Origin of the sequence: Pseudoalteromonas sp. SD03, assembly GCF_040937955.1 — a bacterium.
GTDB lineage: Bacteria > Pseudomonadota > Gammaproteobacteria > Enterobacterales > Alteromonadaceae > Pseudoalteromonas > Pseudoalteromonas tetraodonis.
Window position 1 is genome coordinate 2,211,299 of record NZ_CP162514.1, and the last position, 24,872, is coordinate 2,236,170.

26 protein-coding genes and 4 tRNA genes are annotated in these 24,872 nt (G+C 39.9%); 22 read left to right on the forward strand and 8 right to left on the reverse strand.

The genetic code is table 11. From position 1 onward, the window contains the following. Positions 1-254 precede the first annotated feature (254 nt). From ABZP26_RS10225 to ABZP26_RS10235, 3 genes are all read left to right on the forward strand, one after another. Positions 255-788 (forward strand): glycine cleavage system protein R, encoded by a 534-nt coding sequence (locus ABZP26_RS10225; protein WP_013465263.1) that lies wholly within the window; start codon positions 255-257, stop codon positions 786-788. A gap of 10 nt (positions 789-798) precedes the next feature. Continuing rightward, on the forward strand, positions 799-1,278 hold the full coding sequence (gene bcp / locus ABZP26_RS10230) for a thioredoxin-dependent thiol peroxidase (RefSeq protein WP_013465264.1): 480 nt from the start codon (positions 799-801) through the stop codon (positions 1,276-1,278). Between the two features lie 160 nt (positions 1,279-1,438). After that, positions 1,439-1,885: a hypothetical protein gene (locus tag ABZP26_RS10235; protein WP_024601113.1), complete on the forward strand. Its 447-nt coding sequence runs from the start codon at positions 1,439-1,441 to the stop codon at positions 1,883-1,885. 133 nt (positions 1,886-2,018) lie between these two features. Here ABZP26_RS10235 and ABZP26_RS10240 read toward each other — a convergent pair whose 3' ends face one another. Then, entirely contained in the window at positions 2,019-3,497 is a 1,479-nt protein-coding gene (locus ABZP26_RS10240) for a substrate-binding periplasmic protein (RefSeq protein ID WP_368484930.1), read from the reverse strand. A gap of 42 nt (positions 3,498-3,539) precedes the next feature. Between ABZP26_RS10240 and ABZP26_RS10245 the strand changes: the two genes are divergently transcribed. The 5 genes from ABZP26_RS10245 (at position 3,540) to ABZP26_RS10265 (ending at position 5,866) form a co-directional block, all read left to right on the forward strand. Beyond that, on the forward strand, positions 3,540-3,932 hold the full coding sequence (locus tag ABZP26_RS10245) for a hypothetical protein (RefSeq protein ID WP_368484931.1): 393 nt from the start codon (positions 3,540-3,542) through the stop codon (positions 3,930-3,932). A 194-nt stretch (positions 3,933-4,126) separates the two neighbouring features. Next, a complete protein-coding gene (locus ABZP26_RS10250; protein ID WP_024601111.1) occupies positions 4,127-4,807 on the forward strand; it encodes a hypothetical protein in 681 nt (226 codons plus the stop codon). Positions 4,808-4,864: 57 nt separating this feature from the next. Then, on the forward strand, positions 4,865-5,254 hold the full coding sequence (locus tag ABZP26_RS10255; RefSeq protein ID WP_064662982.1) for a hypothetical protein: 390 nt from the start codon (positions 4,865-4,867) through the stop codon (positions 5,252-5,254). 21 nt (positions 5,255-5,275) lie between these two features. Next, the gene (locus ABZP26_RS10260; protein WP_036954105.1) at positions 5,276-5,578 is read left to right on the forward strand and encodes a hypothetical protein; all 303 of its coding nucleotides are present in this window, start codon (positions 5,276-5,278) and stop codon (positions 5,576-5,578) included. Between the two features lie 15 nt (positions 5,579-5,593). Then, positions 5,594-5,866, forward strand: a complete 273-nt coding sequence (locus ABZP26_RS10265; RefSeq protein ID WP_036954102.1) for a hypothetical protein — start codon at positions 5,594-5,596, stop codon at positions 5,864-5,866. A gap of 107 nt (positions 5,867-5,973) precedes the next feature. On the opposite strand, the gene queE is transcribed toward ABZP26_RS10265, so the two are convergent. After that, positions 5,974-6,639 carry a 7-carboxy-7-deazaguanine synthase QueE gene (gene queE / locus ABZP26_RS10270; protein ID WP_036954123.1) on the reverse strand — a complete coding sequence of 222 codons (666 nt, stop codon included), beginning with the start codon at positions 6,637-6,639 and terminating at the stop codon, positions 5,974-5,976. Between the two features lie 145 nt (positions 6,640-6,784). On the opposite strand from queE, the gene queC reads away from it, so the two are divergent. Next, positions 6,785-7,441 carry a 7-cyano-7-deazaguanine synthase QueC gene (gene queC / locus ABZP26_RS10275; RefSeq protein ID WP_013465272.1) on the forward strand — a complete coding sequence of 219 codons (657 nt, stop codon included), beginning with the start codon at positions 6,785-6,787 and terminating at the stop codon, positions 7,439-7,441. A gap of 60 nt (positions 7,442-7,501) precedes the next feature. On the opposite strand, the gene ABZP26_RS10280 is transcribed toward queC, so the two are convergent. Then, complete coding sequence (locus tag ABZP26_RS10280) at positions 7,502-7,951, reverse strand: isoprenylcysteine carboxylmethyltransferase family protein (protein ID WP_013465273.1); 450 nt, start codon at positions 7,949-7,951, stop codon at positions 7,502-7,504. A gap of 165 nt (positions 7,952-8,116) precedes the next feature. Here ABZP26_RS10280 and ABZP26_RS10285 point away from each other — a divergent pair, with 165 nt between their 5' ends. Beyond that, positions 8,117-8,359 (forward strand): hypothetical protein, encoded by a 243-nt coding sequence (locus ABZP26_RS10285; RefSeq protein ID WP_013465274.1) that lies wholly within the window; start codon positions 8,117-8,119, stop codon positions 8,357-8,359. Positions 8,360-8,370: 11 nt separating this feature from the next. Here ABZP26_RS10285 and ABZP26_RS10290 read toward each other — a convergent pair whose 3' ends face one another. The 5 genes from ABZP26_RS10290 to ABZP26_RS10310 all read right to left on the reverse strand — a co-directional run bounded on the left by ABZP26_RS10290 (position 8,371) and on the right by ABZP26_RS10310 (position 14,453). Continuing rightward, positions 8,371-9,384: a hypothetical protein gene (locus tag ABZP26_RS10290; RefSeq protein ID WP_028835016.1), complete on the reverse strand. Its 1,014-nt coding sequence runs from the start codon at positions 9,382-9,384 to the stop codon at positions 8,371-8,373. A gap of 94 nt (positions 9,385-9,478) precedes the next feature. Continuing rightward, a complete protein-coding gene (locus ABZP26_RS10295) occupies positions 9,479-10,144 on the reverse strand; it encodes a tRNA (adenine(22)-N(1))-methyltransferase TrmK (protein WP_036954099.1) in 666 nt (221 codons plus the stop codon). An 8-nt stretch (positions 10,145-10,152) separates the two neighbouring features. After that, entirely contained in the window at positions 10,153-11,082 is a 930-nt protein-coding gene (locus ABZP26_RS10300; protein ID WP_036954096.1) for a class I SAM-dependent methyltransferase, read from the reverse strand. After that, positions 11,083-13,077 carry an excinuclease ABC subunit UvrB gene (gene uvrB / locus ABZP26_RS10305; RefSeq protein ID WP_013465278.1) on the reverse strand — a complete coding sequence of 665 codons (1,995 nt, stop codon included), beginning with the start codon at positions 13,075-13,077 and terminating at the stop codon, positions 11,083-11,085. Then, a complete protein-coding gene (locus ABZP26_RS10310; protein ID WP_033104422.1) occupies positions 13,074-14,453 on the reverse strand; it encodes an MATE family efflux transporter in 1,380 nt (459 codons plus the stop codon). Before ABZP26_RS10310 ends, uvrB begins: the two co-directional genes overlap by 4 nt. Positions 14,454-15,491: 1,038 nt before the next feature. Here ABZP26_RS10310 and ABZP26_RS10315 point away from each other — a divergent pair. From ABZP26_RS10315 to nth, 12 genes are all read left to right on the forward strand, one after another. Continuing rightward, a tRNA-Asn gene (locus tag ABZP26_RS10315) sits at positions 15,492-15,568 on the forward strand. Between the two features lie 21 nt (positions 15,569-15,589). Beyond that, a tRNA-Asn gene (locus ABZP26_RS10320) sits at positions 15,590-15,666 on the forward strand. A gap of 21 nt (positions 15,667-15,687) precedes the next feature. Beyond that, a tRNA-Asn gene (locus ABZP26_RS10325) sits at positions 15,688-15,764 on the forward strand. A gap of 23 nt (positions 15,765-15,787) precedes the next feature. Next, positions 15,788-15,864 (forward strand) — tRNA-Asn (locus tag ABZP26_RS10330). 173 nt (positions 15,865-16,037) lie between these two features. After that, entirely contained in the window at positions 16,038-17,981 is a 1,944-nt protein-coding gene (locus tag ABZP26_RS10335; protein ID WP_036954093.1) for a GGDEF domain-containing protein, read from the forward strand. A 244-nt stretch (positions 17,982-18,225) separates the two neighbouring features. Continuing rightward, a complete protein-coding gene (gene rsxA / locus ABZP26_RS10340; RefSeq protein WP_008115244.1) occupies positions 18,226-18,807 on the forward strand; it encodes an electron transport complex subunit RsxA in 582 nt (193 codons plus the stop codon). A 1-nt stretch (position 18,808) separates the two neighbouring features. Next, on the forward strand, positions 18,809-19,363 hold the full coding sequence (gene rsxB / locus ABZP26_RS10345) for an electron transport complex subunit RsxB (protein WP_013465282.1): 555 nt from the start codon (positions 18,809-18,811) through the stop codon (positions 19,361-19,363). Between the two features lie 8 nt (positions 19,364-19,371). After that, positions 19,372-21,762 carry an electron transport complex subunit RsxC gene (gene rsxC, locus ABZP26_RS10350; RefSeq protein ID WP_036954090.1) on the forward strand — a complete coding sequence of 797 codons (2,391 nt, stop codon included), beginning with the start codon at positions 19,372-19,374 and terminating at the stop codon, positions 21,760-21,762. Continuing rightward, positions 21,759-22,817 (forward strand): electron transport complex subunit RsxD, encoded by a 1,059-nt coding sequence (rsxD, locus tag ABZP26_RS10355; RefSeq protein ID WP_036954087.1) that lies wholly within the window; start codon positions 21,759-21,761, stop codon positions 22,815-22,817. Before rsxC ends, rsxD begins: the two co-directional genes overlap by 4 nt. Next, positions 22,814-23,452 carry an electron transport complex subunit RsxG gene (gene rsxG / locus ABZP26_RS10360; protein WP_036954083.1) on the forward strand — a complete coding sequence of 213 codons (639 nt, stop codon included), beginning with the start codon at positions 22,814-22,816 and terminating at the stop codon, positions 23,450-23,452. The genes rsxD and rsxG overlap by 4 nt, the downstream gene beginning before the upstream one ends. Next, positions 23,449-24,147 carry an electron transport complex subunit E gene (locus tag ABZP26_RS10365; protein WP_028835009.1) on the forward strand — a complete coding sequence of 233 codons (699 nt, stop codon included), beginning with the start codon at positions 23,449-23,451 and terminating at the stop codon, positions 24,145-24,147. Before rsxG ends, ABZP26_RS10365 begins: the two co-directional genes overlap by 4 nt. 45 nt (positions 24,148-24,192) lie before the next feature. Beyond that, a complete protein-coding gene (gene nth, locus ABZP26_RS10370) occupies positions 24,193-24,825 on the forward strand; it encodes an endonuclease III (RefSeq protein ID WP_013465287.1) in 633 nt (210 codons plus the stop codon). Positions 24,826-24,872 lie beyond the last annotated feature (47 nt).

The following is a 24,872-nucleotide window of genomic DNA, read 5'->3' on the forward strand; positions in this document are numbered from 1 at the left end:
ATTTGCTTGCCTAACTGCATTCAGCCTATGAGATAACAAACGGACTAGGCTACAAATAGACACATTTTTGCTATGGTACTTTCACAAGCTTGTAAAAACAAGAAACACTGCACTATTAACCGCCTAAAATTAACCGCTGCTATAGTTTAACGCGGGTTTTGTGTTAAACTTTGCCGCCGTGCAACGCTACGTGTTTATTTTTTTGTTGCCAAGTCGGTTGTTTTCATCCAAGTAACTTAGGTACTTTAAAACCCATGACTGCATTTTCAAATCATCAAATTGTTTTAACCGCAATTGGCGAGGATAGATCGGGCATCGTCAGTGAACTTACGCAACTCGTAAGCGATTGCCACTGTAATATTATAGATAGCCGTATTGCAATTTTAGGCAACGAATTCACCTTTATTATGCTACTTAGCGGTGATATGTCAGCCATTAGCCGCATAGAGCATACATTACCGACCAAAGGCATGGAGCTTGGACTACTCACTATGATGAAGCGTACTTCAAGCCATAATCAAAGCGAGTTTTGTGCAGGCTATACCTTAGAATATACCGGCATAGACACCCCTGGCACATTAAGTAAAGTAACGCGTTTTTTTGCAGATAATAATATTAATATTTGCTCATTAAAATCAGACACCTACGAAGAGGAAACTGAGCTTAAAATGCGCTGTGAACTTGAATTTAATATTCCCGTTGACGTTGATATTGACCAATTTAAAATTAGTTTTGAAAACCTTTCGCACGTTTTAAACGTAGATTACATCTTTCGACGTATTCGCTAAGGAGTTTAGCATGAACAAAATTACCCCATTACAAAGTGGCGACACAGCACCGGCTTTTAGCTTACAAAACCAAAATGACGAAACCGTCGTGCTCAGCGAGTTATTAAAAGAAAAACAAGTACTGGTGTACTTTTACCCTAAGGCGTCAACGCCTGGCTGTACCGTACAAGCCGAAAACCTGCGTGACCAACAAGCAGAACTTGCTAAATTTAACACACATGTAGTTGGCATAAGCCCAGATCCGATTAAGCGTCTTAAAAACTTTGAAACAAAAAAAGAGCTTAACTTTGACCTACTTTCAGATGAAGATCATGCCATTGCTGACGCATTTGGGGTGTGGGGCTATAAAAAGTTTATGGGCAAAGAGTACGACGGTATCCACCGCCTCACTTTCTTAGTAGGCCAAGACGGTAAAATTAAACACTTGTTTGATAAATTCAAAACCAAAGATCACCACCAAGTGGTATTAGATTATTTAGCAGCTGAATAAAGGCTAAAGGCTAAAGGCTAAAGGCTAAAGGCTAAAGGCTAAACAAGATAAAATAAAAGCGTTGCTCAAGGGCAACGCTTTTTTGTATTTATCGCTTTAGTACTTTAGCATTCCTGCCGATAGTTAAATTAGTAACAAATAACATTATGGATAATAAACCGTGATACAGCTAAATAAACACTCAGCCTTTGACGTTAAAATTACAGCCGAAAAAACAAATATTACACAACAAACAAAAGACACAACAAAAAATCAGGACAACACTGATTATCAATTATCAGACAAAGAACGCAATAAACTCTCAGGAAAAGAGGCTGAGCAAAACGCTGAAAAAACAGCAAATTCAGAAATGCCTGAATATATCGCAAAAATGATAGAGCAACTTAAAGAGCTTAAACAGCAGCTTGAACAACAAAAAGAGCTACTCTCTCAATTAAAAACTCAATCCGATCCGGAAGACGAGGTCATACAAGCACAAATTGAAGCACAGGCAAATATCGTTTCATCAACACAATCTCAAGTAGTCGCGCTGGTACAAATGATTAGCCAAGCCATGAAAGACGCCGGTATTACTGACGCGGGTGCACTTGTTAGTGCCATTGTTTGAATTTTCAGAGCCAAGTATTCAGCGTTATACTAATCTACCTTACAAAGGCGGCTTTATTTTTATCATCGGCTTATTATTTCAATGATAAATATGCCTACCCTAGCGGTTAAACAACCACGTTATGTTTGCGTTCTCACTCTTCATCTAACAGTGCTTGCTGATAAATTTTATTAAACTGTTCAGCAGGTAAGTCAGCCGCAAAGTGGTATATAAGCGCTTTATATTCATCGCTTTGAATTAATTTTGAAAGTGTATTATTAAAGTTCTGCATAAATTTTATATTTTCTTCACTGCGCTCACACATTAAATGCCCAACAGTAAACGATGTTTTTAATTTCAAATCAAAGGAGTGAATATCAGCATCTGTTATATCGTGCCAATACGTGGCTACATCACTGGGGTATTCAATAGACGCATCAAACTCTTGCAACTTCGCTAATTGTTGTAATCTAGAGAATATATTAGTGGGAGCTGGTTTTATTTTAGTTTTATCTACCTCTTCAAGTAGAGACATAATGTCTTCGGAGAATATTCTGAATTTTGATAACCCCAACCTTAATCCACTTTGTGACACCAACTCGTCTAAATTTTTTATATGTTTAAATTGAGCCAAGTTATTTGGAGAATAAAGTCGCGGTGCGAGATACAAAGAAAACGGCTTTGATATTAAATAGCGGCTTGCTCGTTCTGGCGTGTTAATTTTATTGGCGAAACAATGACTAATGCCAAATTGCACCTCAACATTGGTATCTGGCGCTTTTACAAACTCAATTCTGTAATCTCGCATTTCAGCCAAAATTAACTTATAAAGCTGCGCGTCGAGTGACTTTCCTTCGGTAACTGAGTTCAGTCGTAGCAAAGACTCATCGTTACTACTTAATACGATTTTTGTTTTATTTGCGTCAAACTCTGCAAAACGCGTATTTTCATAATCTAATTTATATAATGCCTGCAACCGTCCCGATGATTTTAATTTTGGCATTGTTTGGTCAAATTTTCTCGCCAAGGCTTTCCCTTTTTCATTATTCGAAAAGGCTAAATAAATAGGCCTTGCTGGCACAACCTCTACATAATTAAGCTTTGATTTGTACTCTTTGGGAATGTTGTAGTCAAAATCAACGAAAGCATCTATGCGTTTATTGAGTAGCAGTGCCATTGCGTTTTCAATAGTAGAAGCCGGGTAATAATCGTGTGGGTATTCAATAAACTTATCGAAATTGTAGCCATCGAGCCAGCTTAATACTTTGTTGTTTAAATCAGACAGTTTATTAAACTTATGAGCAGAATCTACAAAATACGCATTAATTGGGTAATCGTAGTCTAAATACCAATTAGGATAATAAGCTAAAGGAATATCCTCTTTAGCAACACCAACAACAATATCATATTGTTTTTGTTCAAATAAATTGGTAATTCGTTTGTAAGTACTAAAATCAAACTCGAGCTGTTCATCCGCATAAACTTCTTTTAATAATTCAATATAAACGCCTGTTTCATCCGGATTAGTGTAATCAACCCAGTGAGTCACGCCCACTTTTACAGTAGCAAAAGCCGAGTTTATAAAAACATAAGAAAAAACAAACAACAGTAGTAGGTATTTAACCAAGCGCATTCTCCCAATCACTTAGTTTAATATATGCACCACCAGTGCACTTTGCAAACTTGGGTTTTAGTTTGGTACTTTAAAAAGGTTCAAGGTTCAAGGTTCAAGGTTCAAGGTTCAAGGTTCAAGGTTCAAGGTTCAAGGTTCAAGGTTCAAGGTTCAAGGTTCAAGGTTCAAGGTTCAAGGTTCAAGGTTCAAGGTTCAAGGTTCAAGGTTCAAGGTTCAAGGTTCAAGGTTCAAGGTTCAAGGTTCAAGGTTCAAGGTTCAAGGTTCAAGGTTCAAGGTTCAAGGTTCAAGGTTCAAGGTTCAAGGTTCAAGGTTCAAGGTTCAAGGTTCAAGGTTCAAGGTTCAAGGTTCAAGGTTCAAGGTTCAAGGTTCAAGGTTCAAGGTTCAAGGTTCAAGGTTCAAGGTTCAAGGTTCAAGGTTCAAGGTTCAACAAAATAAAAACAAAAGCGCTGCTCAATAACAACGTTTTTTAGTATTAGCTTTGCTTAAAAGTCATAGAAAAGTTTGTGATAGTAATATCTTAGGTAATTTGTTAAAACTATATAAATTAAATAAATGAGCGTGACATAGTAGAAACCTGCGCGACGCGCGGACTAGAAAATAGTAAGGTGCAAGGAGTAAATATTAAGCGAATGAGCAATATTAATTTAATTGATTTACGCATTAAAATAATGCTAGAAGTTTTAAGCTTATGCTCAATAAACATCTCTGATGATTTTAATTCTCAAATTATTTCAATACTCGAATTAGACAATATCCGTGACTATGGATTTGTAATAGATTCTTTGTATCTGCTCGAAGATACTCAACTAGCTAAGGATGACTTCTACAATCATGGAATCAATATACATGAATCGAGAAACGAAAAATTTGGTGAAGCATACTTACGCATGTACGGAATATTCAATGCCTGTTATCTTCAGCTACAAGCTTTAATAGCACTATCTTCTAAATTAAAAATACCATTTTCAAAGAGTGAGGCGGACGAGTTACCAATCTTTCTATTTAGGACGTATTACGCTTCACACACCGTAAACACAGGATATAGCTCTGATAGACGTTCTTATATTCTCGACCGACATGCACTATTAAATGGTTCTGTTGAAGGCTATTCGTCAAATACAAATGGTGAAGATCATTTTGTAAAGGCAGACATCCTCGAACTCTTATATGAGTGGGATCATTTCCTAGCCAAAAATCTTAAATCCATGTCATCAAAGTTTACTGATAAAATTGAAATTATTCCTCACGATGAATTCGATTTATCTAAGATCTCGGAGCTTATTAAGTCAGAAGCTGAAATAGAATCATAATGCACCTAACAAGCAACTAATCAGGAGAAATAACTATTGGTTTTAGGTAAATCGATAATGCGATGTTTATTTTTATTATATCTGTTTAGATTTGGCTCTTCTGCTGCATCATGCATTCAAACTGATGATCAAGTTGCAGCATGGAACTTAAAATACAATCATTTATTTAATGTAAGTGTACAGAAAAATAATAGTTCATTTTCCGTTACAGTATATTTACCAGAGAAAATTAAAGAAGAGATGTTTAATTTTGTTTGGGTTGCAGTAGGTGAGCAAGATGACCCACTATTTGCCATACCAACAACTGTGGTCAAAGAAGAAGGAAAGACAAAAGCTTGGTTTATTGCTAAACCTCTTAATGGCGAAAAGTATGCATTTATTTTTAGCTATGGAAAAGGTTGCGGCATTGAAATTGAAGTACCTGTTGAGTTTAAAGAAAAAACATAACAACCATAATGGAGTTTGAAAATGAGAAAAGAGTTCGAATTCACGGTCAAGGGTCATAAAATTAAAATTGTTAACTCATGGTTTGGTGGTGCAAAACTATATGTTGATGGCGATTACCGTGATCAAGACTCTACCTTTATTGCTAACGGCAAAACGGCACTTCTTTCAGCTAAACTTGCTGACCTTGGTATTTTAGAGATTTTCCCCATATCTGCTTTAATATCTGTAGAAATGGATGCATTTTTAATTACGGACGATGAAAGGTTGCAAGTATACAGCTCACATAAGCGTTTAAACTTAACACAGCAGCGATTAGCAAAATAAACACATAGGTAAAATATGAAACTATTAATGGCCCCTTTATTACTCCTTATTGCTGGATGCAGTAGTGTTGCGCAAAAAGATGAACAATATTCGCCGTGCTCTGAGGCATGGTTTAACTATGTTGAACAGCAAATTAATACCGGTGACGGTTATGGACATGGGCCAGACATTGGCTCTTTAGAATGGCGCTCTGTGATCATGTTTAAACTCGGTATTAGAGATAAGCCAAATGTACCAGAATTAAATACACAGCTGTGGTGTCAGTTTATTGATGAAAATTATATTTAAAGCCAGCTTAACTTTATGAGTTGAAATTTGTTTAGTTAGGTTGGGTTTATAACCCAACCTTGTATCTACGTAATATAACTTAACGCAGAGCAGCTTACAGCTGCCCTTTAACTAATCCCCAAATACTTATGTACTTGAATTGATAAGCGCCAGTTTTTGACGATACAAGTATCAATGGCTAATTTAGTGGCTGAGGTTTTTTGGCTGATTGGCTGCAAATATACCAGTTTTGGGTTTACGCCGGTGGCGGTAAATAGCTCTTCCAGTTCTTCTACGTGTTTTTGCATAGCAACCGGGTGTTTAATTTCATCGGCGCGTTGCATAGCACTGCTCAATACTTTGTAACCACCGCGCATATTAATTTTTGGCGATACCGTGACCCACGTTTGTGCAGGGGCGAGTATTTCGAAGGTGCCACTGGTTTCTATTTGTGTGCTAAAGCCATGATCATGCAGTAAATTACATACTGGGTTCAAATCATACATGCAAGGTTCGCCACCGGTTATAACAACATGCTTGGCGGTATAGCCACGGGATTTAAATAACTCAAGTACCTGCGCTGCACTGGCCTCGGCCCAATGATCTGAGTCGGCTTTTTTTTCTACCGTGTCATCAAGTGATACTTTATATACGTTATCAACATCCCAGGTTTGCTTTGTGTCGCACCATGAACATCCCACAGGGCAACCTTGCAGGCGTAAAAAAATAGACGGCGTACCAGTAAAACTCGCTTCACCTTGAATGGTTTCAAACACTTCATTAATTTTGTACAAAAGAAATCTCACTTACAACCTGACGGCAAAATTGTTACTATTAGAAATCACAAAGCACGGTGCAAAAATTGTCATTTATGCCTTGGCCGTGTAGTATATCGCGCCCTGATATAAACCTCTATCAAAACTAAAGAGCAAACCACGTATGACGCAAAAAGTAGTTGTTATTTATTCCGGCGGTATGGACTCATTTACTGTATTAAATAAAGCCCTGCAGCAAGGCCATGATGTTTATGCCCTCTCGTTTGATTATGGTCAGCGTCATGTTAAAGAACTTAAAGTCGCCGCCAGCGTATGTGAAAAGCTAAATGTACCGCACAAGATTGTTGATATATCGGCAATTAATCAGCTTATTGGTGGTTCGTCGTTAACAGACGATATTGATGTGCCAGAAGGCCATTACGAAGAAGAAAGCATGAAAAGCACCATTGTGCCTAATCGCAACATGATTTTACTTTCTTTAGCGGTAGGTTATGCGGTGTCGCTTAAAGCAAGCAAAGTATATTACGGTGCGCATTCGGGCGATCATGCTATTTACCCAGATTGCCGCCCTGAGTTTGTTAAAAAGATGGATGATGTGTGTCGTATTGCTAATTACGATGCGGTAGAAATTTTTAGCCCGTATTTAAATAATACTAAAATCGATATTTTAACCGATGGTATTAAAATGGGATTAGACTACAGCCAAACATGGACCTGTTATAACGGTCGCGATAAGGCCTGTGGCAAATGTGGCGCTTGCCAAGAACGTTTAGAAGCCTTTGAGCTGAACAACGTAACCGACCCGCTTGAATACGAGTAAAGTTTAAAATAAGCACACTATAAGGCTACCAAGGGTAGCCTTTTTTAGTATGAAAAAACATTAAAGCCAGCGTTTTACCCGCGATTTGTAATCCTCAAATTGCTCACCAAATAACTGATGTAACGCCCGCTCTTCGGGAATGATTTGAAACAGCGTTAAATAACCAACGTAGCCCACAATACCTAAAAAAGCCCAAATAGAGCTTAGCCACACGCCCCACCCCGCCAGTATAAAAGCAAAGCCTAAATACATAGGGTTACGTGAGAGTTTATATACCCCTGAGGTAACTAAGCTTGTTGCTTGCTCAGGTTTATTTGGTAGTACCGTGGTTTTGGCTAAACGAAAACTGACGACCCCAGCAATACAAAAGAAACAACCTATAGCGACTAATCCTAATGCTAGGTAAGTTATGAAGGCGGTAAAGTCTATTACTGTGTAATGCGCAATCAGTGCCATAACAGCAGCGAAAAATACCACAACGACAACCGGTGGAATTTTATTATTTAACATACCTATTCCTTGTATCGATTAAAAAAACTACATGGTTACTATATGGTGGCGGCACAAATAATAACAATGACTTTATAAATACAAATAAAGTTACAATTAATTAGCTTTATCGGCGCTTAATTATGGTTATAATTTAAACTTAAAATAAAATTAAAGGAAGTAATTATGTCTGGCACAACAATGATAGTTCTCATTGTACTTATTTCTGTAGGTTCGGGGGTTATTTACGATATGTATAAAAAGCACCTTGAATTTAAACATAAAGTTCAAGACAACAATCAAGATGCTCATAAGCAACTAGCAGAAGTAACCGCGCAAGTGACTGAACTCAAACAGCGAGTACAAACACTTGAAGCCATTGTTACCGACTCAAGCTATAGCGTAAAACAAGAAATAAACAAACTATAGCCGTCCCTTAGTTATAAATAATTAGGGTATAAATGTGCATTTTCTGGCTGCTCTATACCATGGGCAGCTAAAAACCCGCCAATGGCTTGTCCACACCCTTGGGGTGCCCTGCCGCTGTCTATTTCAAAGTTTAACTGATTCGCCTCTTGCTTACCCATAGAACATAAACTAACTGAACTTGGTGAACGCATGGCAATGCTTAGCTCCCCTACCTGCTCTGCGTGTACATGTTTACTAAAGCGCGCAAAGCCTTGGTATTTAAAATGCTCACTCACATACTCGTTACTTACAGCAACCAGTGCGGCAATAAAGCTATGTAAAAAGCTGTTGGTTGTTGCATCAGGTGCTAAAAATGACAAGGTTTTATTATTAAATTCGCTTAGCTGACAACTATCGCAATGAAGTTTAACCGTATACACCTGCTCGCCGGTGATTATGGCTTGGCAGTTAATTAGCGCAATTTTATTATCCGCAAACACCAGGCGCTCTATCAGGTCGTTCAATGGAATATTTTTAAACGATGTGCTTTTAACAAGCTCAGGGTTTTGCGCCATAACGGGTAAGTCATGATGATTATTAAATGGCGTGCTGGTTGCGCCTTGATGCTGCAGCTGAAAAAGCTCTCTTACTTCATGCTCGCGTGCCACTTTCAATGCTAAAAATGCTGTTTGAATAAGCTCTGAGGTTGGCAAATTTTGCTCTACTGGCCAGCGACGACCAAACAGTAACTTTTTTGCTTTGTTCTCAGCACGGTAATTATCTGGACTAAGTACCGCCACTTGCAGATAAATATCACTGTTTTTTTCTGCAGCTAACACACTAAAGTGAGTAGAAAAACTAATGTCGTTAAGCACTTCATTAACGCTGGCTAGCGTATGTTTGTAACGTAAAAAATGCTGGGGAACAATCCAATTATTATTGGCCAATTGCACTAACGGTGCATACGAAATCGGTTGCTCGTAACTGTGTTGCCACTTTTGCCCATCGCCTAATAATGGCTCAATTTTTATATTTTTATCTGACATATTTAAACCAAATAAATCCGCCTGATGGCAAGATATTAACTATGAAGCACTTTACGTAGTTAATCACAAAAACCGATCACACTGACAGGAGTATTTAGCATTCAAATACTCGTTGATACTCTGTTATAACTTTTTGATAGTAAAGTCTATCTTTATTGAGCATTCGAGTATAATGGTTAAGCAATTGCTGCTGATATTGATGATGTTGTGGATTGTGTTTATCCCACATTTGAGCACCGGTTTGAGTGAGTGTTTGGCTGGCATTTACACTAACGTGTAATACTTCGTAAAAACGTTTGTTTTCAACAATAATTTGCTCGTTTTCGAGCTTTAAATTACAGGCTTTTAAACCTTCGCGCACTTTGTAAAGATGCTGAATGGGGCAAATAATAAAACTGAGTTGGTGCAAGCTTTGCGGGTTGTTGGCAATAATTTGTTCAATAAGCTTTAAACATAAATCGCCCCCCACACCAGCAATAACCACCACTTGCTTTGCAGCTGTTGGCAATTTAATTTGCGCAACATCTTCGCAGCGCACTTGCCATGAAGGTAAAGATTTACCTTGCTCAAATTGTTGCAGCGACTGTTCGAGCGCTTCCATTAACGTTGGAATAATATCCACAAAATTTATATGTTTTGCTATACCGCGCTCAAGTAACGCCATCCCTAAAAAGCCATGATCGCAGCAACAATCCCAAACAATATCGTAAGGCTCTGTAATTAATGAATTGATGGCGTTTAAACGTTTACTCAGTTTCATTTAACTCACTATGTTTTTGTTTTGTACACCAATGCTTTTAAGCTTTTATCGCTATCAATTTCAATAAAGCGATCAGTCGGTTCTAGGCGTTTAACAAACTCAATAGCACCTTGAGTATGTTCTTGAATAAGTGCTTTAAAGTCGTTTTCTGAAAGCTCTGGGCTATTAGCGCATAACAACAGCTGTGTAGTATCGTTTAAAAGCTCAGGAAGTCTGCGCAGCACTTTTTGGTAGTCTTTTGTTAATATGAAACTGCCTTTTTGAAAGCTGGGTGGATCAACAATAATTAAATCAAACGGTGCGGCTTTTTTTAGCTTACCAAACGACTTTAAAATATCATGCGGTAAAAAACTGACGCCCCTATCAACATTGTTTAGTTGATGGTTTTGCTTACCGACTTTTAACACGCCTTTGCTCATATCCATGTTCATCACATGATCAGCACCGCCGTGCATAGCCGCTACCGAAAAACCACAAGTATAAGAAAACAGGTTAAGTACTTTGGCATGTTTACTATTGTCCATGACAAACTCACGGCCTTTTCGCATATCTGGAAAAATACCGGTGTTTTGCTTACTCATTAAATCAACCAAAAAACGCACACCATTTTCGGCTACGCTATGGCGCGCGGGCAATTGCCCGTGAACAAGGGTGTTATGGCTTTGCAGCCCCGCTCGCTGCTGATACACCAATGCAGTAATTAGCTCTGGATGATGTTGTTGTGCCCACTGCCATAACATATCGGTGAGCGTAGTGAGTGTTATCTCATCAATTTCACTGTATGACACCAAAAACAAACTCGGTGGATAAAAGTCTAAGTTAATATGGCTTAGCGCTTCTACGCTGTGGCCGCGACCATGAAATACGCGGCATAATTCGTTATCTGCAAAAGGCGTGTCTGCTAATGCATTAATAAGAGGAGTAAAATCGATTGTCATTTAATTAATCAACTGTTGTTGTAGTTCATGTATTTCGTCGCGTACAGAGGCGGCTTTTTCAAATTCTAAATCACTGGCGTAGGCATGCATTTTGGTTTCAAGCTGCTTAATTTGCGTGGCAATTTCTTTCGCACTAAGAATTTTTTTAGACTCTTTACGAATAAGCTGTAAGTTATCTTGCGGTGAAGCATCTTCACCTACATCCATTACATCGAGTATCTTTTTGATCAGTGCTTTAGGCTCAATACCGTGCTTAACATTATAAGCATGCTGTATATCGCGGCGGCGCTGGGTTTCATCAATGGCTTTGGCCATCGACTTAGTGATTCTATCACCGTATAAAATAGCACGACCATCAAGGTGGCGCGCAGCACGGCCTATGGTTTGAATAAGCGAGCGAGCTGAGCGTAAAAAGCCTTCTTTATCGGCATCTAAAATAGCTACTAATGCCACTTCTGGCATATCTAAACCTTCACGTAGTAAGTTAATGCCTACTAACACATCAAACACACCGGCACGTAAATCACGAATAATTTCGACCCGCTCTACGGTGTCTATGTCAGAGTGTAAATAGCGTACTTTTACATTATGTTCGCTTAAATAATCAGTTAAATCCTCAGCCATGCGTTTGGTCAGTGTTGTTACTAACACGCGCTCGCCTTTTTCAACACTTTTATAAATTTCTGAGAGTAAGTCATCAACCTGATCGCCAACCGGACGCACTTCTATTAATGGATCAAGTAAGCCGGTTGGACGAATAACTTGTTCAGCAACCTCGCCATTGCTGCGCTCTAATTCAAAATCACCCGGTGTGGCCGACACATAAATAGTTTGCGGTGCAATGGCTTCAAATTCTTCAAAACGCAGTGGACGGTTATCCATGGCCGAGGGCATTCTAAAACCGTATTCAACGAGGTTTTCTTTACGACTTCTATCGCCTTTATACATAGCGCCAATTTGCGAGACAGTTACGTGCGATTCATCAATAATCATTAATGCATCGTCGGGTAAATAATCAAGTAATGTCGGCGGTGGATCGCCAGGTGTGCGCCCCGATAAGTAACGACTGTAGTTTTCAATGCCTGAGCAATAACCAAGTTCGGTCATCATTTCTATGTCGTATTGTGTACGCTGCGCAATACGTTGCTCTTCAACTAATTTATTAGCGCTGAGTAATTGTGCCCTGCGCTCTTTAAGCTCAACTTTTATTTTTTCGATGGCTTCGAGTATTTTTTCTCGTGGCGTTACATAGTGAGTTTTAGGGTAAATAGTAGCGCGCACTATGTGTTTTTCAACAGCACCAGTGAGGGGATCAAAAATACTTAGGCGTTCAACTTCATCATCAAACATTTCTACACGTACTGCATAGGTATCTGATTCAGCGGGAAATATATCCACCACTTCGCCGCGAACACGATATGTACCACGACTAAAATCAATATCGTTACGGGTGTATTGCAGCTCTGCAAGGCGGCGCAGCATATCGCGCTGGTCGACTTTTTCGCCCACTTTTAAAAGCAGCATCATTTTCATGTATGAATCAGGATCGCCCAGACCATAAATCGCCGATACCGACGCAACGATTATGGTATCGCGACGCTCTAATAGCGCTTTAGTGGCGCTGAGCCGCATTTGCTCAATGTGTTCATTGATGGATGCATCTTTTTCAATAAAGGTGTCGCTGGCTACCACGTAGGCTTCTGGTTGGTAGTAATCGTAGTAAGATACAAAGTACTCAACTGCATTATGCGGGAAAAATTCTTTCATCTCGCCGTATAATTGCGCCGCTAAGGTTTTATTGTGCGCCATAATAATAGTGGGGCGATTTAAATCACTAATGATGTTAGCCATCGTGAAGGTTTTTCCCGTCCCTGTTGCGCCCAATAAGGTTTGATGAGCAAGCCCTGCTTCTAAACCTTCGCACAACTGAGCGATAGCGGTAGGCTGATCCCCAGCGGGTTTAAATTTTGATTCTAACTGAAAATGATCGCTCAATGACTACACTCCTGTAATGCTTGACTGCTTAACGCTTCAATTTCTTTCATAAACCACTTATAGGCTACAAGGGCTGTGAATAAATTACCAATGGCCGCGCCAATAAACAAGCCGATTAAACCTGCCAGTTCATTCCCGATATACGCAAAGGGAACATAAAAAATAAATAACCGAATGACGCTCAAAACTAAGGCGTTCATGGGTTTGTGTAAAGCGTTAAACGAGGAGTTGGATAAAATGATCACTCCTTGCAAGCCATAACTTAATGGGATGGTATAAATAAACAGTTTTATGACATCAACAACGGCTTGCTCCTTACCAAATATTTCACTGATGACGCCTGAGAACATAATTAATAAAATATAAATAACAAACTGCCATAACATCACAAATTTTAAGGTTCCTAGGTAGGCATCCTTTACGCGAGAAAAATGACTGGCTCCAAAGTTTTGACTAATAAAAGGTGGCAAAGTCATCGATAATGCTAATACCACCAAACTCGCTATTGATTCTATTCGACTCCCTACTCCAAAAGCAGCCACAGCCTCTGGACCATGATGTGCAACCAATGCCGTCATTACTGCCATAGCAACCGGTGTTAGCATGTTAGCACCTGCTGCGGGTAAGCCTATTTTTAATATTTTACGAATTGCTCCAATAACCGTTTGCGACCCTGCCTTTAAACTCAATAAGCGCTTTTTAGCAATTAATAAGTATAAAATAATTGCCACAGCAACTGCCCATGCTATAACACTGGCGATGGCGGCTCCTTTAATGCCAAACGCAGGAATGGGGCCAAAACCAAAAATAAGTACAGGATCGAGTACCGCATTGATAAGCCCCGCTCCACCCATAATAATACTCGGTGTTTTAGTATCGCCACTGGCACGCAGTACAGAATTACCAATCATCGGGGTAATTAAAAATACACTGCCTAAAAACCAAATACTGATATATTCATGAATGAGCGGTAATACTTGCTCCCCAGCTCCGAGTAAAGTAAAAATAGGATCAATTAATAAATAGCCACACGTAGATAAAACCAACACTAATACCACCGCAATCAACAACGATATACTGGCATCAAAACGCGCTTCTTCAATATTGTTACTGCCTAATGCTTTTGCTATTACCGCTGAGGTACCTATGCCTAAACCAATCGCTAAACTAATAACAGTAAAAGTGACGGGAAATGTAAAGCTCACTGCAGCAAGCGGCTCTGTACCCAATAAGCTAATGAAAAAAGTATCAACTATGTTGAACATCATTAGGGTGATCATCCCAAAGATCATCGGAATGGTCATTTTCTTTAGTGTAGGCAAGATTGGGGCGGTGAGTAAATCAGGGCGAGTATGTGATTGAGAATGTGCGCGCATAAAATAAATAAGCCTCTTTTACTGAACGGCATATTTTAAAGCATCCGAGCTGTTCAAGCCATGCTTTATTAAATCTAAACAATTAATTAAACGTTTAATCTACAAACTGTTATTTTTATGCCTTTGTAAACAAATTTTGCGCTAACACACTAAAAACCAAATAAAATACATTTATGTAACTTTTGCAACATTTATTTTTTAGGTTTTGTTGATTTATCACACAGTCAGAGACTGTGTTTTCTCGTCACGAAAAGTTTTATTTATCGATTAAGTGAGTAACTTAGCTGAATCGTAAGCTGTTGTTTTTAAATGTATAAAAAAAAAGCTTTTAAATACTTGAAATCGTTGTAGCGCCCTACAATGCTGGGGGTGCTGATGTTCTTAAAGTTTCATAAACAGAGTTATCCACAGAAACCGTGGATAACTCAATCAACCCCACGTTTATAAAGGGCTACAACCGGGTGCTAGATTGTCTGATCATTTGGTTTTTTCCGTTACCAATATGCAAACAGCATTGTATGCCCCTGTTATGTGTATGAAGGTGATTTTTTCTTAGACTAATAACAGTGAGTAGCACACTCAAACAGGTAGCTAACTCATTGATTGTTTTATTTTTGTACAAAACGTTATTGGTGCGGTCAAAATTTATATTATGTTTTAGCACTAGTTTTAGTTTACGTAACTAATAGGCATTTAGTTCAACCGTTTTAACGTACCAAAATAAAAAGGAGCCATTTATTTTAAATAAGTTAATTATCGCTTTATAAAAATACAGGAAATAGAACGCGTTTTTGCTATTAAAAGCCGTTTTCTTAAATTTTACTCATCACTTTATTAGCTCAAATTACAAACTTCATGCAAATATTACCCTGTTTTTATAAAACAATATCACTGCGCTTTACTTAAATAGTGTTACAAAACGCGCAGATTGCACATAAAAACAACGAATAGACCTCTTTTTTGAATTTATGATCTTTTATATGTTGACACTTTGCTATGCGGTCATTAATATTTCGCCCCGTTGAAAGGCAAGACGCTTCCCCCTTAGCTCAGTTGGTTAGAGCGACGGACTGTTAATCCGCAGGTCCCCCGTTCGAGTCGGGGAGGGGGAGCCAAGTTTTTCAGCCATAAACGATTCCCCCTTAGCTCAGTTGGTTAGAGCGACGGACTGTTAATCCGCAGGTCCCCCGTTCGAGTCGGGGAGGGGGAGCCAAGTTTATGTTTATGATGTAGTTCCCCCTTAGCTCAGTTGGTTAGAGCGACGGACTGTTAATCCGCAGGTCCCCCGTTCGAGTCGGGGAGGGGGAGCCAAGTCATAAAAAGTATATTTTAGTTCCCCCTTAGCTCAGTTGGTTAGAGCGACGGACTGTTAATCCGCAGGTCCCCCGTTCGAGTCGGGGAGGGGGAGCCAATTTACTACAATCACATAGACATACCCTTCAATTTGCTCTACCATTCTTCTTTTAAAATAAAAACTTTTTTGCTTAAAAAACTAACCATTTGATAACTATTGATATCGAGCTATAATTAGTTTAATAATCATGAGGTTGTGTCCTCCCCCATTTGACATAAAAAGATTAAATAATGGCAGCTTTCAAAAAACTTATTCTTATACAACTGTTAGCTTGGCTGGTACTTGTTTCCACTGGTAGTTATTTTATTAGCCAAAATTTTGATAATGCCATCGGCAACGCTCAAAAAAATGCACAAGCGACCGTTGAGCAATACATTAAAAATCTCTCTGCGACAGATATATCAGCAGAAAATCTTAAAAACACGCTTGCAACTAGTGAAACCTTTTCAAATTTTGTTTTACGTGACTATCAAGGCGTTGAAGTATTTTCGGTTAACAATGCAGTGCAATTACCTTTTATTGCTGAGCTTATTCAATCTAGTAGCAACTCAGTACGTCCTCAGTACGCCACAAATAATAACGCCGATATAAAAATTGAATTTAAATTAAACATTACTCACTTGGGTGAGCAGTTTCAAACCGCGTTTTTTGTTATTTTAATTGTTAGCACCCTACTCGCCCTAATACCTATTATATTGATGAAAACCATTGTTAAGCACATTAACGACAATATATGTACGGACGTTGCTGATGTTATTGATGTATATATCAATCAAAACCAACTAGGTGATGATTTTGCAACTAAAATTGATTCACCTGAGTTAGCTAAGTTGGGGAAAAGTTTAATTCCTAGCTTTAATCGTTTATCGCACTTTTTAAAAAGCAAAAACGACAATATAAAAAATGCAGCCCACGATATTAAACGTGAAGCCTACAAAGACGGCGTTACTGAATTAGGTAATCGCAATATGTTTGTTGATTACTACGAAAAAAATATAGAAAACACCGAAATAAGTACATTTGGCTCTTTAGCACTTGTCCGCTGTAGTGAGTTACAGTCAATTAATCAAAGTCGAGGCTATCAAAAAGGTGATGAGTACATTAAGTCGGTTGCAGATATCATAGTAAATATCAGTGGTACCTATTCCGGCAGTCAAGTTTTTAGAGTAAACAGCTCTGACTTTATAATTATATTGCCGAATACCCCGTTAAAAGAAGCTGAAAAATTTGGTGAAAACTTACAATCTCGCTTTACTCAATATATGCAAAACCAAGAGCTTAGCTCGGTTGCAAACACAGGTATTGTGGGGTACGAAAAAGCCAAACCTTTAGGTGAGTTGCTCTCTATCGTTGATAACGCAATGAGTATGGCGCAATCTAAGCAAGCTAATGCGTGGCATGTACAGCGCGATACTGATCTTGTTAATAATGTGAGCGCAGGGTTTGGTAACCAAAACTGGCGTAAAGTGATTAACGAAGTGATCGAGTCTAAAAGCGTCCATTTAGTGATCCAAAATATTATGCCATTAGGTAAAAGCATTAAAGCCTATGCTGAAATTCAAGCCCGCTTCAAAACAGAAGAAAATCAAGCTTTGCCTACCGCTTCATTTTTAGCAATGGCTGAAAAGCTCGATATGGCAATAGAAATTGATAAGTTAATTATAGAATCGTCATTAGAAAGAATAAAATCGAGTAATTTATCTGAAAAATACTTTGGCTTAAATATTACCCCTTCAAGCGCGCACAGTGACCAATTTATGATTTGGTTAGAGCGTCGTTTGCTTAAAGATACCCATATTGCTTCTAAGTTAATTTTTGAGGTGAGTGAATTTGGTCTGCAACAAAACATTAAAGCAAGCAAACGTTTTATTGATATGGTGCATCGCGTTGGAGCCAGAATTACTGTTGAACGCTTTGGTGTAGGACTCACATCATTTAAGTTTTTCAGAGATTTAAAACCAGACTTTATTAAAATGGATGCAAGTTATACCCGAGGCTTAGAGGATGATAAAAATAATCAGTACTTTATGCGTTTAATGGTCGACCTTGCTCATCGAATTGGCGTCAGTGTTTTTGCAGAGGGCGTTGAAAGCCAAGAAGAAAAACACATTGTAGAAACGCTATGCCTAGATGGTGTTCAAGGTTACTACATTGAAAAGCCCAAAGACATCTAACGCCTCTACTCCAATTAACGTAAAAAAGAGCATGTATGCTCTTTTTTACGTTCTAAAGTGTGCTTTTATGAATTTTCAGCCGTTAAAATGCTGACAGTTTTTTAATTGCAATGTCCCTTGATTTTAACCCTTTACAATTAGCCCATTATTTAACGTTGTTTATTTAACTGATAATCACTCAACGTGTTGTTAATCACAGTAGAAAAAAGGATAATACACGGGATTTTATTAGCGTGAGGCACACATGACAGAATACGTCTTGTTATTAATTGGAACAGTGTTAGTCAACAACTTTGTATTAGTACAATTTTTAGGCCTTTGCCCGTTTATGGGTGTGTCTGGGAAACTTGACACAGCCATAGGTATGTCTTTGGCAACTACCTTTGTGCTAACGCTTGCCTCTGTGACAAGCTATTTAGTAAATGAGTATATTTTATTACCATTGGATATTACCTATCTGAAAACAATGAGCTTTATTTTAGTGATAGCTGTTGTTGTACAATTTACTGAAATGGTTGTCAGAAAAACCAGTCCAACGCTTTACCGGTTACTGGGAATATTTTTACCTTTAATAACCACTAACTGTGCGGTATTGGGTGTTGCTTTATTAAATATCAAAGAAGATCACACGTTTTTACAATCGGCCGTTTATGGCTTTGGTGCTGCGGTGGGTTTTTCATTAGTATTGGTTTTATTTGCTGCATTGCGCGAACGTTTAGCCGCAGCAGACGTACCAACCCCATTTAAAGGTGCCTCAATCGCAATGATAACGGCAGGTTTAATGTCAATGGCCTTCATGGGTTTTACTGGATTAGTGAAGTTTTAATATGACCTTGTTGTACGCTTTAATAGCGCTGGGTTTGCTGGCGTTAATTTTCGGATTAATTTTAGGGTTTGCAGCAGTACGCTTTCGAGTTGAAGGTAATCCTGTTGTAGAACAAATCGACACCATTTTACCGCAAACACAATGCGGCCAATGTGGTTACCCGGGCTGTCGTCCTTATGCAGAAGCCATTGCCAATGGCGATGAAATAAATAAATGCCCTCCAGGTGGTGAAGCGACCGTTAAAAAGCTAGCTGATTTAATGGGGGTTGAGGCTAAACCCCTCGCTGGCGGCGAACAAGCAGATCCGGTTAAAACAGTGGCGTATATCCGCGAAGATGAATGTATTGGCTGTACTAAATGTATTCAAGCCTGCCCTGTTGATGCCATTGTGGGTGCAACACGTCAAATGCATACCGTTCTAATTGACGAATGCACTGGCTGCGATTTGTGCGTTGAACCTTGTCCGGTCGATTGTATTGACATGCTACCTGTTGCACCAACAAAACAAACCTGGAAATGGCAATTAGACGCTATTCCTGTTACCCAAATAGATTAGAGGTTTGAGTGGAAAAGTTACTTGAACAAATAAAAAAAGGCACCGTTTGGGCATTTCCTGGCGGCGTACATCCTCCTCAGCAGAAATCATTATCTAATAGTGCGCCTATAGCCAGACTCCCTTTGCCTGAAAAACTTGTTCTGCCTTTAAAGCAGCACATTGGCGCTAGTGGTAAATTAATAGTTGAAAAAAACCAGCACGTGTTAAAAGGCCAAGCGTTAACAAAGCCATCAGCTAATTGGTCGGTGCCAATACATGCACCTACATCAGGTACTATTATTGATATTACGCCTATGCCATCAGCGCATCCTTCGGCATTACCTGAATTGAGCATTATTATTGAACCCGATGGCAACGATACCTGGTGTGAATTATCGCCTTTAGCAAACCCAGCCACTGCATCACACGATGAACTGGTTGATGTTATTCATAATGCGGGGATCTCTGGCATGGGCGGCGCAGGCTTCCCAACCTATGTAAAAGCTGATATTAAACAACCTATTGAATTTTTGATTGTTAATGCGGTTGAGTGTGAACCTTACATCACGGCTGACGATACCTTAATGCGTGAGCACGCCGCTGAAATAGTCAAAGGTATTGAGCTAATGCAGCATTTACTCAATCCGACGCTGTGTATTATTGGCATTGAAGACAATAAGCCCGAGGCTATCACAGCCATGACAGAAGCGGCGAAGCATAACGAGCATATCTTAATACAAACCGTGCCTACTGTTTACCCTTCTGGCGGTGAAAAACAGCTAATAAAACTGCTCACTAACCGTGAAGTACCAAACGGCGGTATCCCTGCTGATATCGGCATTTTAGTACATAACACCGGCACTTTATTTGCGATTCAGCAAGCTGTATACGAAGGTAAACCGTTAATTGAACGTGTCGTTACCGTTACCGGCAATACTATACATAATCCAGGCAATGTATGGGCGTTATTAGGTACTGAAATTAAGCACTTACTTGATTGCCAAGGTTTTTCACCGGTGCCACAACAACGCGTGGTCATGGGCGGCCCTATGATGGGCTTTACCTTACCCACAGTTCGTATTGGCGTTGTTAAAACAACAAACTGCATACTTGCCCCAGATCATAAAGAATTAGCAGAGCCTGGCCCAGAAAAAGCCTGTATTCGCTGCAGTGCCTGTGCCGATGCCTGCCCTGCCTCGTTATTGCCACAACAATTACAATGGTTTGCTAAATCAAAAGAATACGACAAACTCCAAGAGCATAACTTATTTGACTGTATTGAATGTGGTGCCTGTGCCTATGTATGCCCTAGTGAAATACCACTTGTTCAGTATTACCGCGTTGCAAAAGTTGAAATTAAAGAGCAAATTGCCGAGAAGATAAAATCAGATCGCGCTAAAGAGCGCTTTGATGCACGTAAAGCGCGTTTAGAGCAAGAACAAGCTGAGCGAAAAAATCGCCACAAACGTAAACCTGCCCCTAAATCGACCGAAGAGCAGCAAAAAGTAGCCGATGCCCTTGCTCGCGTTAAAGATAAAACCAGCGATGGTGACAATAAATCAGCTGTAGCAGCGGCAATTGCGCGTGCTAAAGCTAAAAAGCAAGGTGGCGAACTCGAGCCAGATAACAGTGAAGTTGCAAAAGAGCGTGCAGCCCGTAAAGAGCAAGCTCGCCTATATAAAGAGCAAAAGGCACAAAACAATGATGATGACGAGCCTGTAGATGATAAAAAATCAGCCGTTGCTGCCGCTATTGCCCGCGCTAAAGCTAAAAAAGCAGCACAAGCTAATGAGCAAGCAGCAAGCGATGACACTGCAAGTGAATCTCCAGTTGCTGCTGATGATAAAAAAGCCGCGGTAGCCGCTGCTATCGCCCGCGCAAAAGCTAAAAAGGCAGCACAAGCAAATGAGCAGACAGCAACTGATGACACAGCAAGTGAATCTCCAGTTGCTGCCAATGATAAAAAAGCTGCCGTCGCTGCCGCTATTGCCCGTGCTAAAGCCAAAAAAGCAGCACAAGCAAATGAGCAAGCAGTAAGTGATGACGCAGTAAGTGAATCACCTGTCGCTGCCGATGATAAAAAAGCTGCCGTCGCTGCCGCCATTGCCCGTGCTAAAGCCAAAAAAGCAGCGCACGCTAATGAGCAAGCGCCAAATGATGACGCAATAAGTGAATCACCAGTCGCTGCCGATGATAAAAAAGCTGCGGTAGCTGCTGCCATTGCTCGTGCTAAAGCTAAGAAATCAGCGCAAGCTAATGCATTAGCACAACAGAATGAAAATGCTGAGCCACAAGGCAACGATGAATCTTCAGAAAATTCACAGCAAACAGCTCAAGAAAAAAAGAAAGCCGCCGTAGGCGCCGCCATTGCCCGTGCTAAAGCTAAAAAGCAACAAAAAGAAGGAAACGATCAGTCATGAAACTAACCATGGCCAGTTCACCCCACAATCATAGTCACAAGTCTGTGACACGGTTAATGCTAACTGTGATTGCGGCCTGTATTCCTGGTGTTATTGCACAAGTTGTATTTTTTGGTACCGGTGTACTTATCCAATTATTATTAGCGTTAGTGTGTGTAAGCGCATTTGAAGCAGCCATTATGCTAATGCGTAAGCGCCCTATTTGGCCATCATTAAGCGATGGCAGCGCATGGCTAACCGGCGTGCTATTAGCGATTAGTATTCCACCTTTAGCGCCGTGGTGGGTTATTGTTATAGGGTGTTTGTTTGCCATTGTTATTGTTAAGCAACTTTATGGTGGTTTAGGCTTTAATTTATTCAACCCAGCAATGGCAGCTTATGTACTTTTATTAGTGTCGTTCCCTGTGCAAATGACGGCCTGGTTACCAGTTTCAGAGTTACTCAATACGGGCATTACTTTTAGCCAGCAGCTTAGTCTAATATTTAGTGACTTTACAACTCTTGGATATAGCTTAGATCAGCTCAGAGTGGGTATTGATGGCAGCACGATGGCCACCCCTCTTGATACGTTAAAAACAGATATTGCTCATAGCCTTACCGTCACTGAAAGTATGCAAAAACCGGTATTTAATGAATGGGTTGGCCTAGGTTGGGGTTGGGTTAATTTAGCCTTCTTACTCGGTGGCCTTTATTTATTAAAAACAAAAGTGATTAACTGGCATATACCAGTGAGTTTTATTGCCAGTTTAAGCCTATGCGCTGCAATTGGTTATATTGCCTCGCCAGGCACTGAGCCGGGTCTGGTGTTTCACTTATTTAGTGGTGCGACTATGCTCGGAGCCTTTTTTATTGCCACCGATCCTGTATCAGCTGCAACCACTAATCGAGGCCGCCTTATTTATGGTGCCGCGATTGGTTTAATTGTGTATTTAATTCGTACATTTGGTGGCTTTCCGGATGCGGTTGCATTTGCCATATTACTGATCAATATTGCAGTTCCGCTTATTGATTACTACACACAACCAAGAACCTATGGCCATGGAGCAGTAAAATGATTATTTCTTCAATGGTAAAAAATGGCGCAATATTATGCGGCTTCGCACTCCTTACAACAGGGTTAGTGGCCACCATAAACTCGTTAACGGCCGATAAGATTGCAGAGCAAGAGCAACTGCAATTAACTAATCAGTTACAAGAAGTATTACCGCACAGCAAGTACACTAATGAACTTTCTCAAGATTGTGTGATTATATCTGATCCACTACTGGGGCCATACGACAACCAAGTAATTTACCGTGCACGTAAAGATGACGAACCCGTTGCATTAGTCATTCGTCATGTCACTCCTAGCGGCTACAGTGGCGATATAAACTTACTTAGCGCGGTATATCGCGATGGCAGCGTTGCTGGTGTAAGGGTTACTAAGCATGAAGAAACCCCTGGTTTGGGCGATAAAGTCGAAATTAAAAAGTCAGACTGGATCACCTCATTTAATTCAAAAACAGTACAAAGCGAAAGTGACACGCGTTGGGCCGTTAAAAAAGATGGCGGTCAGTTTGATCAGTTTACTGGCGCAACCATTACGCCTCGCGCCGTTGTTGGCTCAGTTAAAAATGCGGTAGTGTATGCACAAAATAACTTTGATGATCTTTTTGCAGCAGCGAATGCTTGCCCTGAGGTAACACCATGAGTGAATTAAAAACCCTTTACAAAGAAGGCTTATGGGGAAATAACCCCGCCTTAGTACAGTTATTAGGTTTATGTCCTTTACTTGCTGTTACCTCCACGATTACTAATGCGCTAGGTTTAGGCTTAGCAACCTTGTTAGTTTTAGTGGGCTCTAATATTACCGTATCATTTGTGCGCAATTGGGTGCCTAAAGATATCAGAATACCGGTTTTTGTAATGATCATTGCCGGTTTTGTGACGATCGTGCAGCTGTTAATGAACGCCTACACTTTTGGCCTTTATCAATCTCTGGGGATTTTCATTCCGTTGATTGTGACTAACTGCGCCATTATTGGTCGTGCTGAAGCATTTGCCTCTAAAAATCCAGTGCATTTATCTGCCTTTGATGGCTTGATGATGGGCTTAGGCTTTATGCTGGTACTAGTTGTACTTGGCGCTATGCGAGAGCTGATTGGCCAAGGCACCTTATTCGATGGCGCCGATTTATTACTCGGTCCTTGGGCTTCAGCTTTACGCATCGAAGTATTTAGCTTTGATAGCCAGTTTTTACTGGCCATTTTACCACCAGGCGCATTCTTAGGGCTTGGGCTGCTGATCGCCGCTAAAAACGTCATTGATGCACAAATAAAATCAAAACAAGTAACGCCGCCAGAAGCTGAAAAAGGCCCACGTGCACGTGTTACTAGCTTAACTTAAGGGGAAAACGCATTAACTGAATAAAGCTAATGCGTTTTAAGTTACATGAATAAAGAAAAACGTTACCAAATACTCACGCGCTTGCGCGATGACAACCCACATCCTGAAACGGAGCTTGAATATTCAAGCCCGTTTGAGTTGCTAGTTGCCGTAACACTCTCAGCACAAGCCACCGATGTAGGGGTAAATAAAGCCACTCGTAAATTATTTCCGGTTGCTAATACACCACAAGCCATTTTAGATATTGGCCACGACACGCTGCGTGATTACATAAAAACCATTGGGTTGTTTAATTCCAAAGCAGCCAATGTATATAAAATGTGCCAAATATTGGTAGATCAGCATAACGGTGAAGTGCCAGAAAATCGTGAAGCCCTAGAAGCCCTACCCGGCGTAGGCCGTAAAACTGCTAACGTAGTATTAAATACAGCCTTCGGCTGGCCCACAATCGCCGTAGACACGCATATTTTTCGTGTATCTAACCGTACCAAGCTTGCCATGGGTAAAGACGTGGTAGCGGTTGAGCAAAAGCTCGAAAAAGTGATCCCTAAAGAATTTAAAGTCGATGTACACCACTGGCTGATACTGCATGGTCGTTATGTTTGTACAGCCCGCAAACCAAAATGCGGCAGTTGTATAATTGAAGATTTATGTGAGTTTAAAGATAAGACTGAGTAATGTTTAGACTGCTTTGATACGATAACGGACATTAGCATCAATAGTTT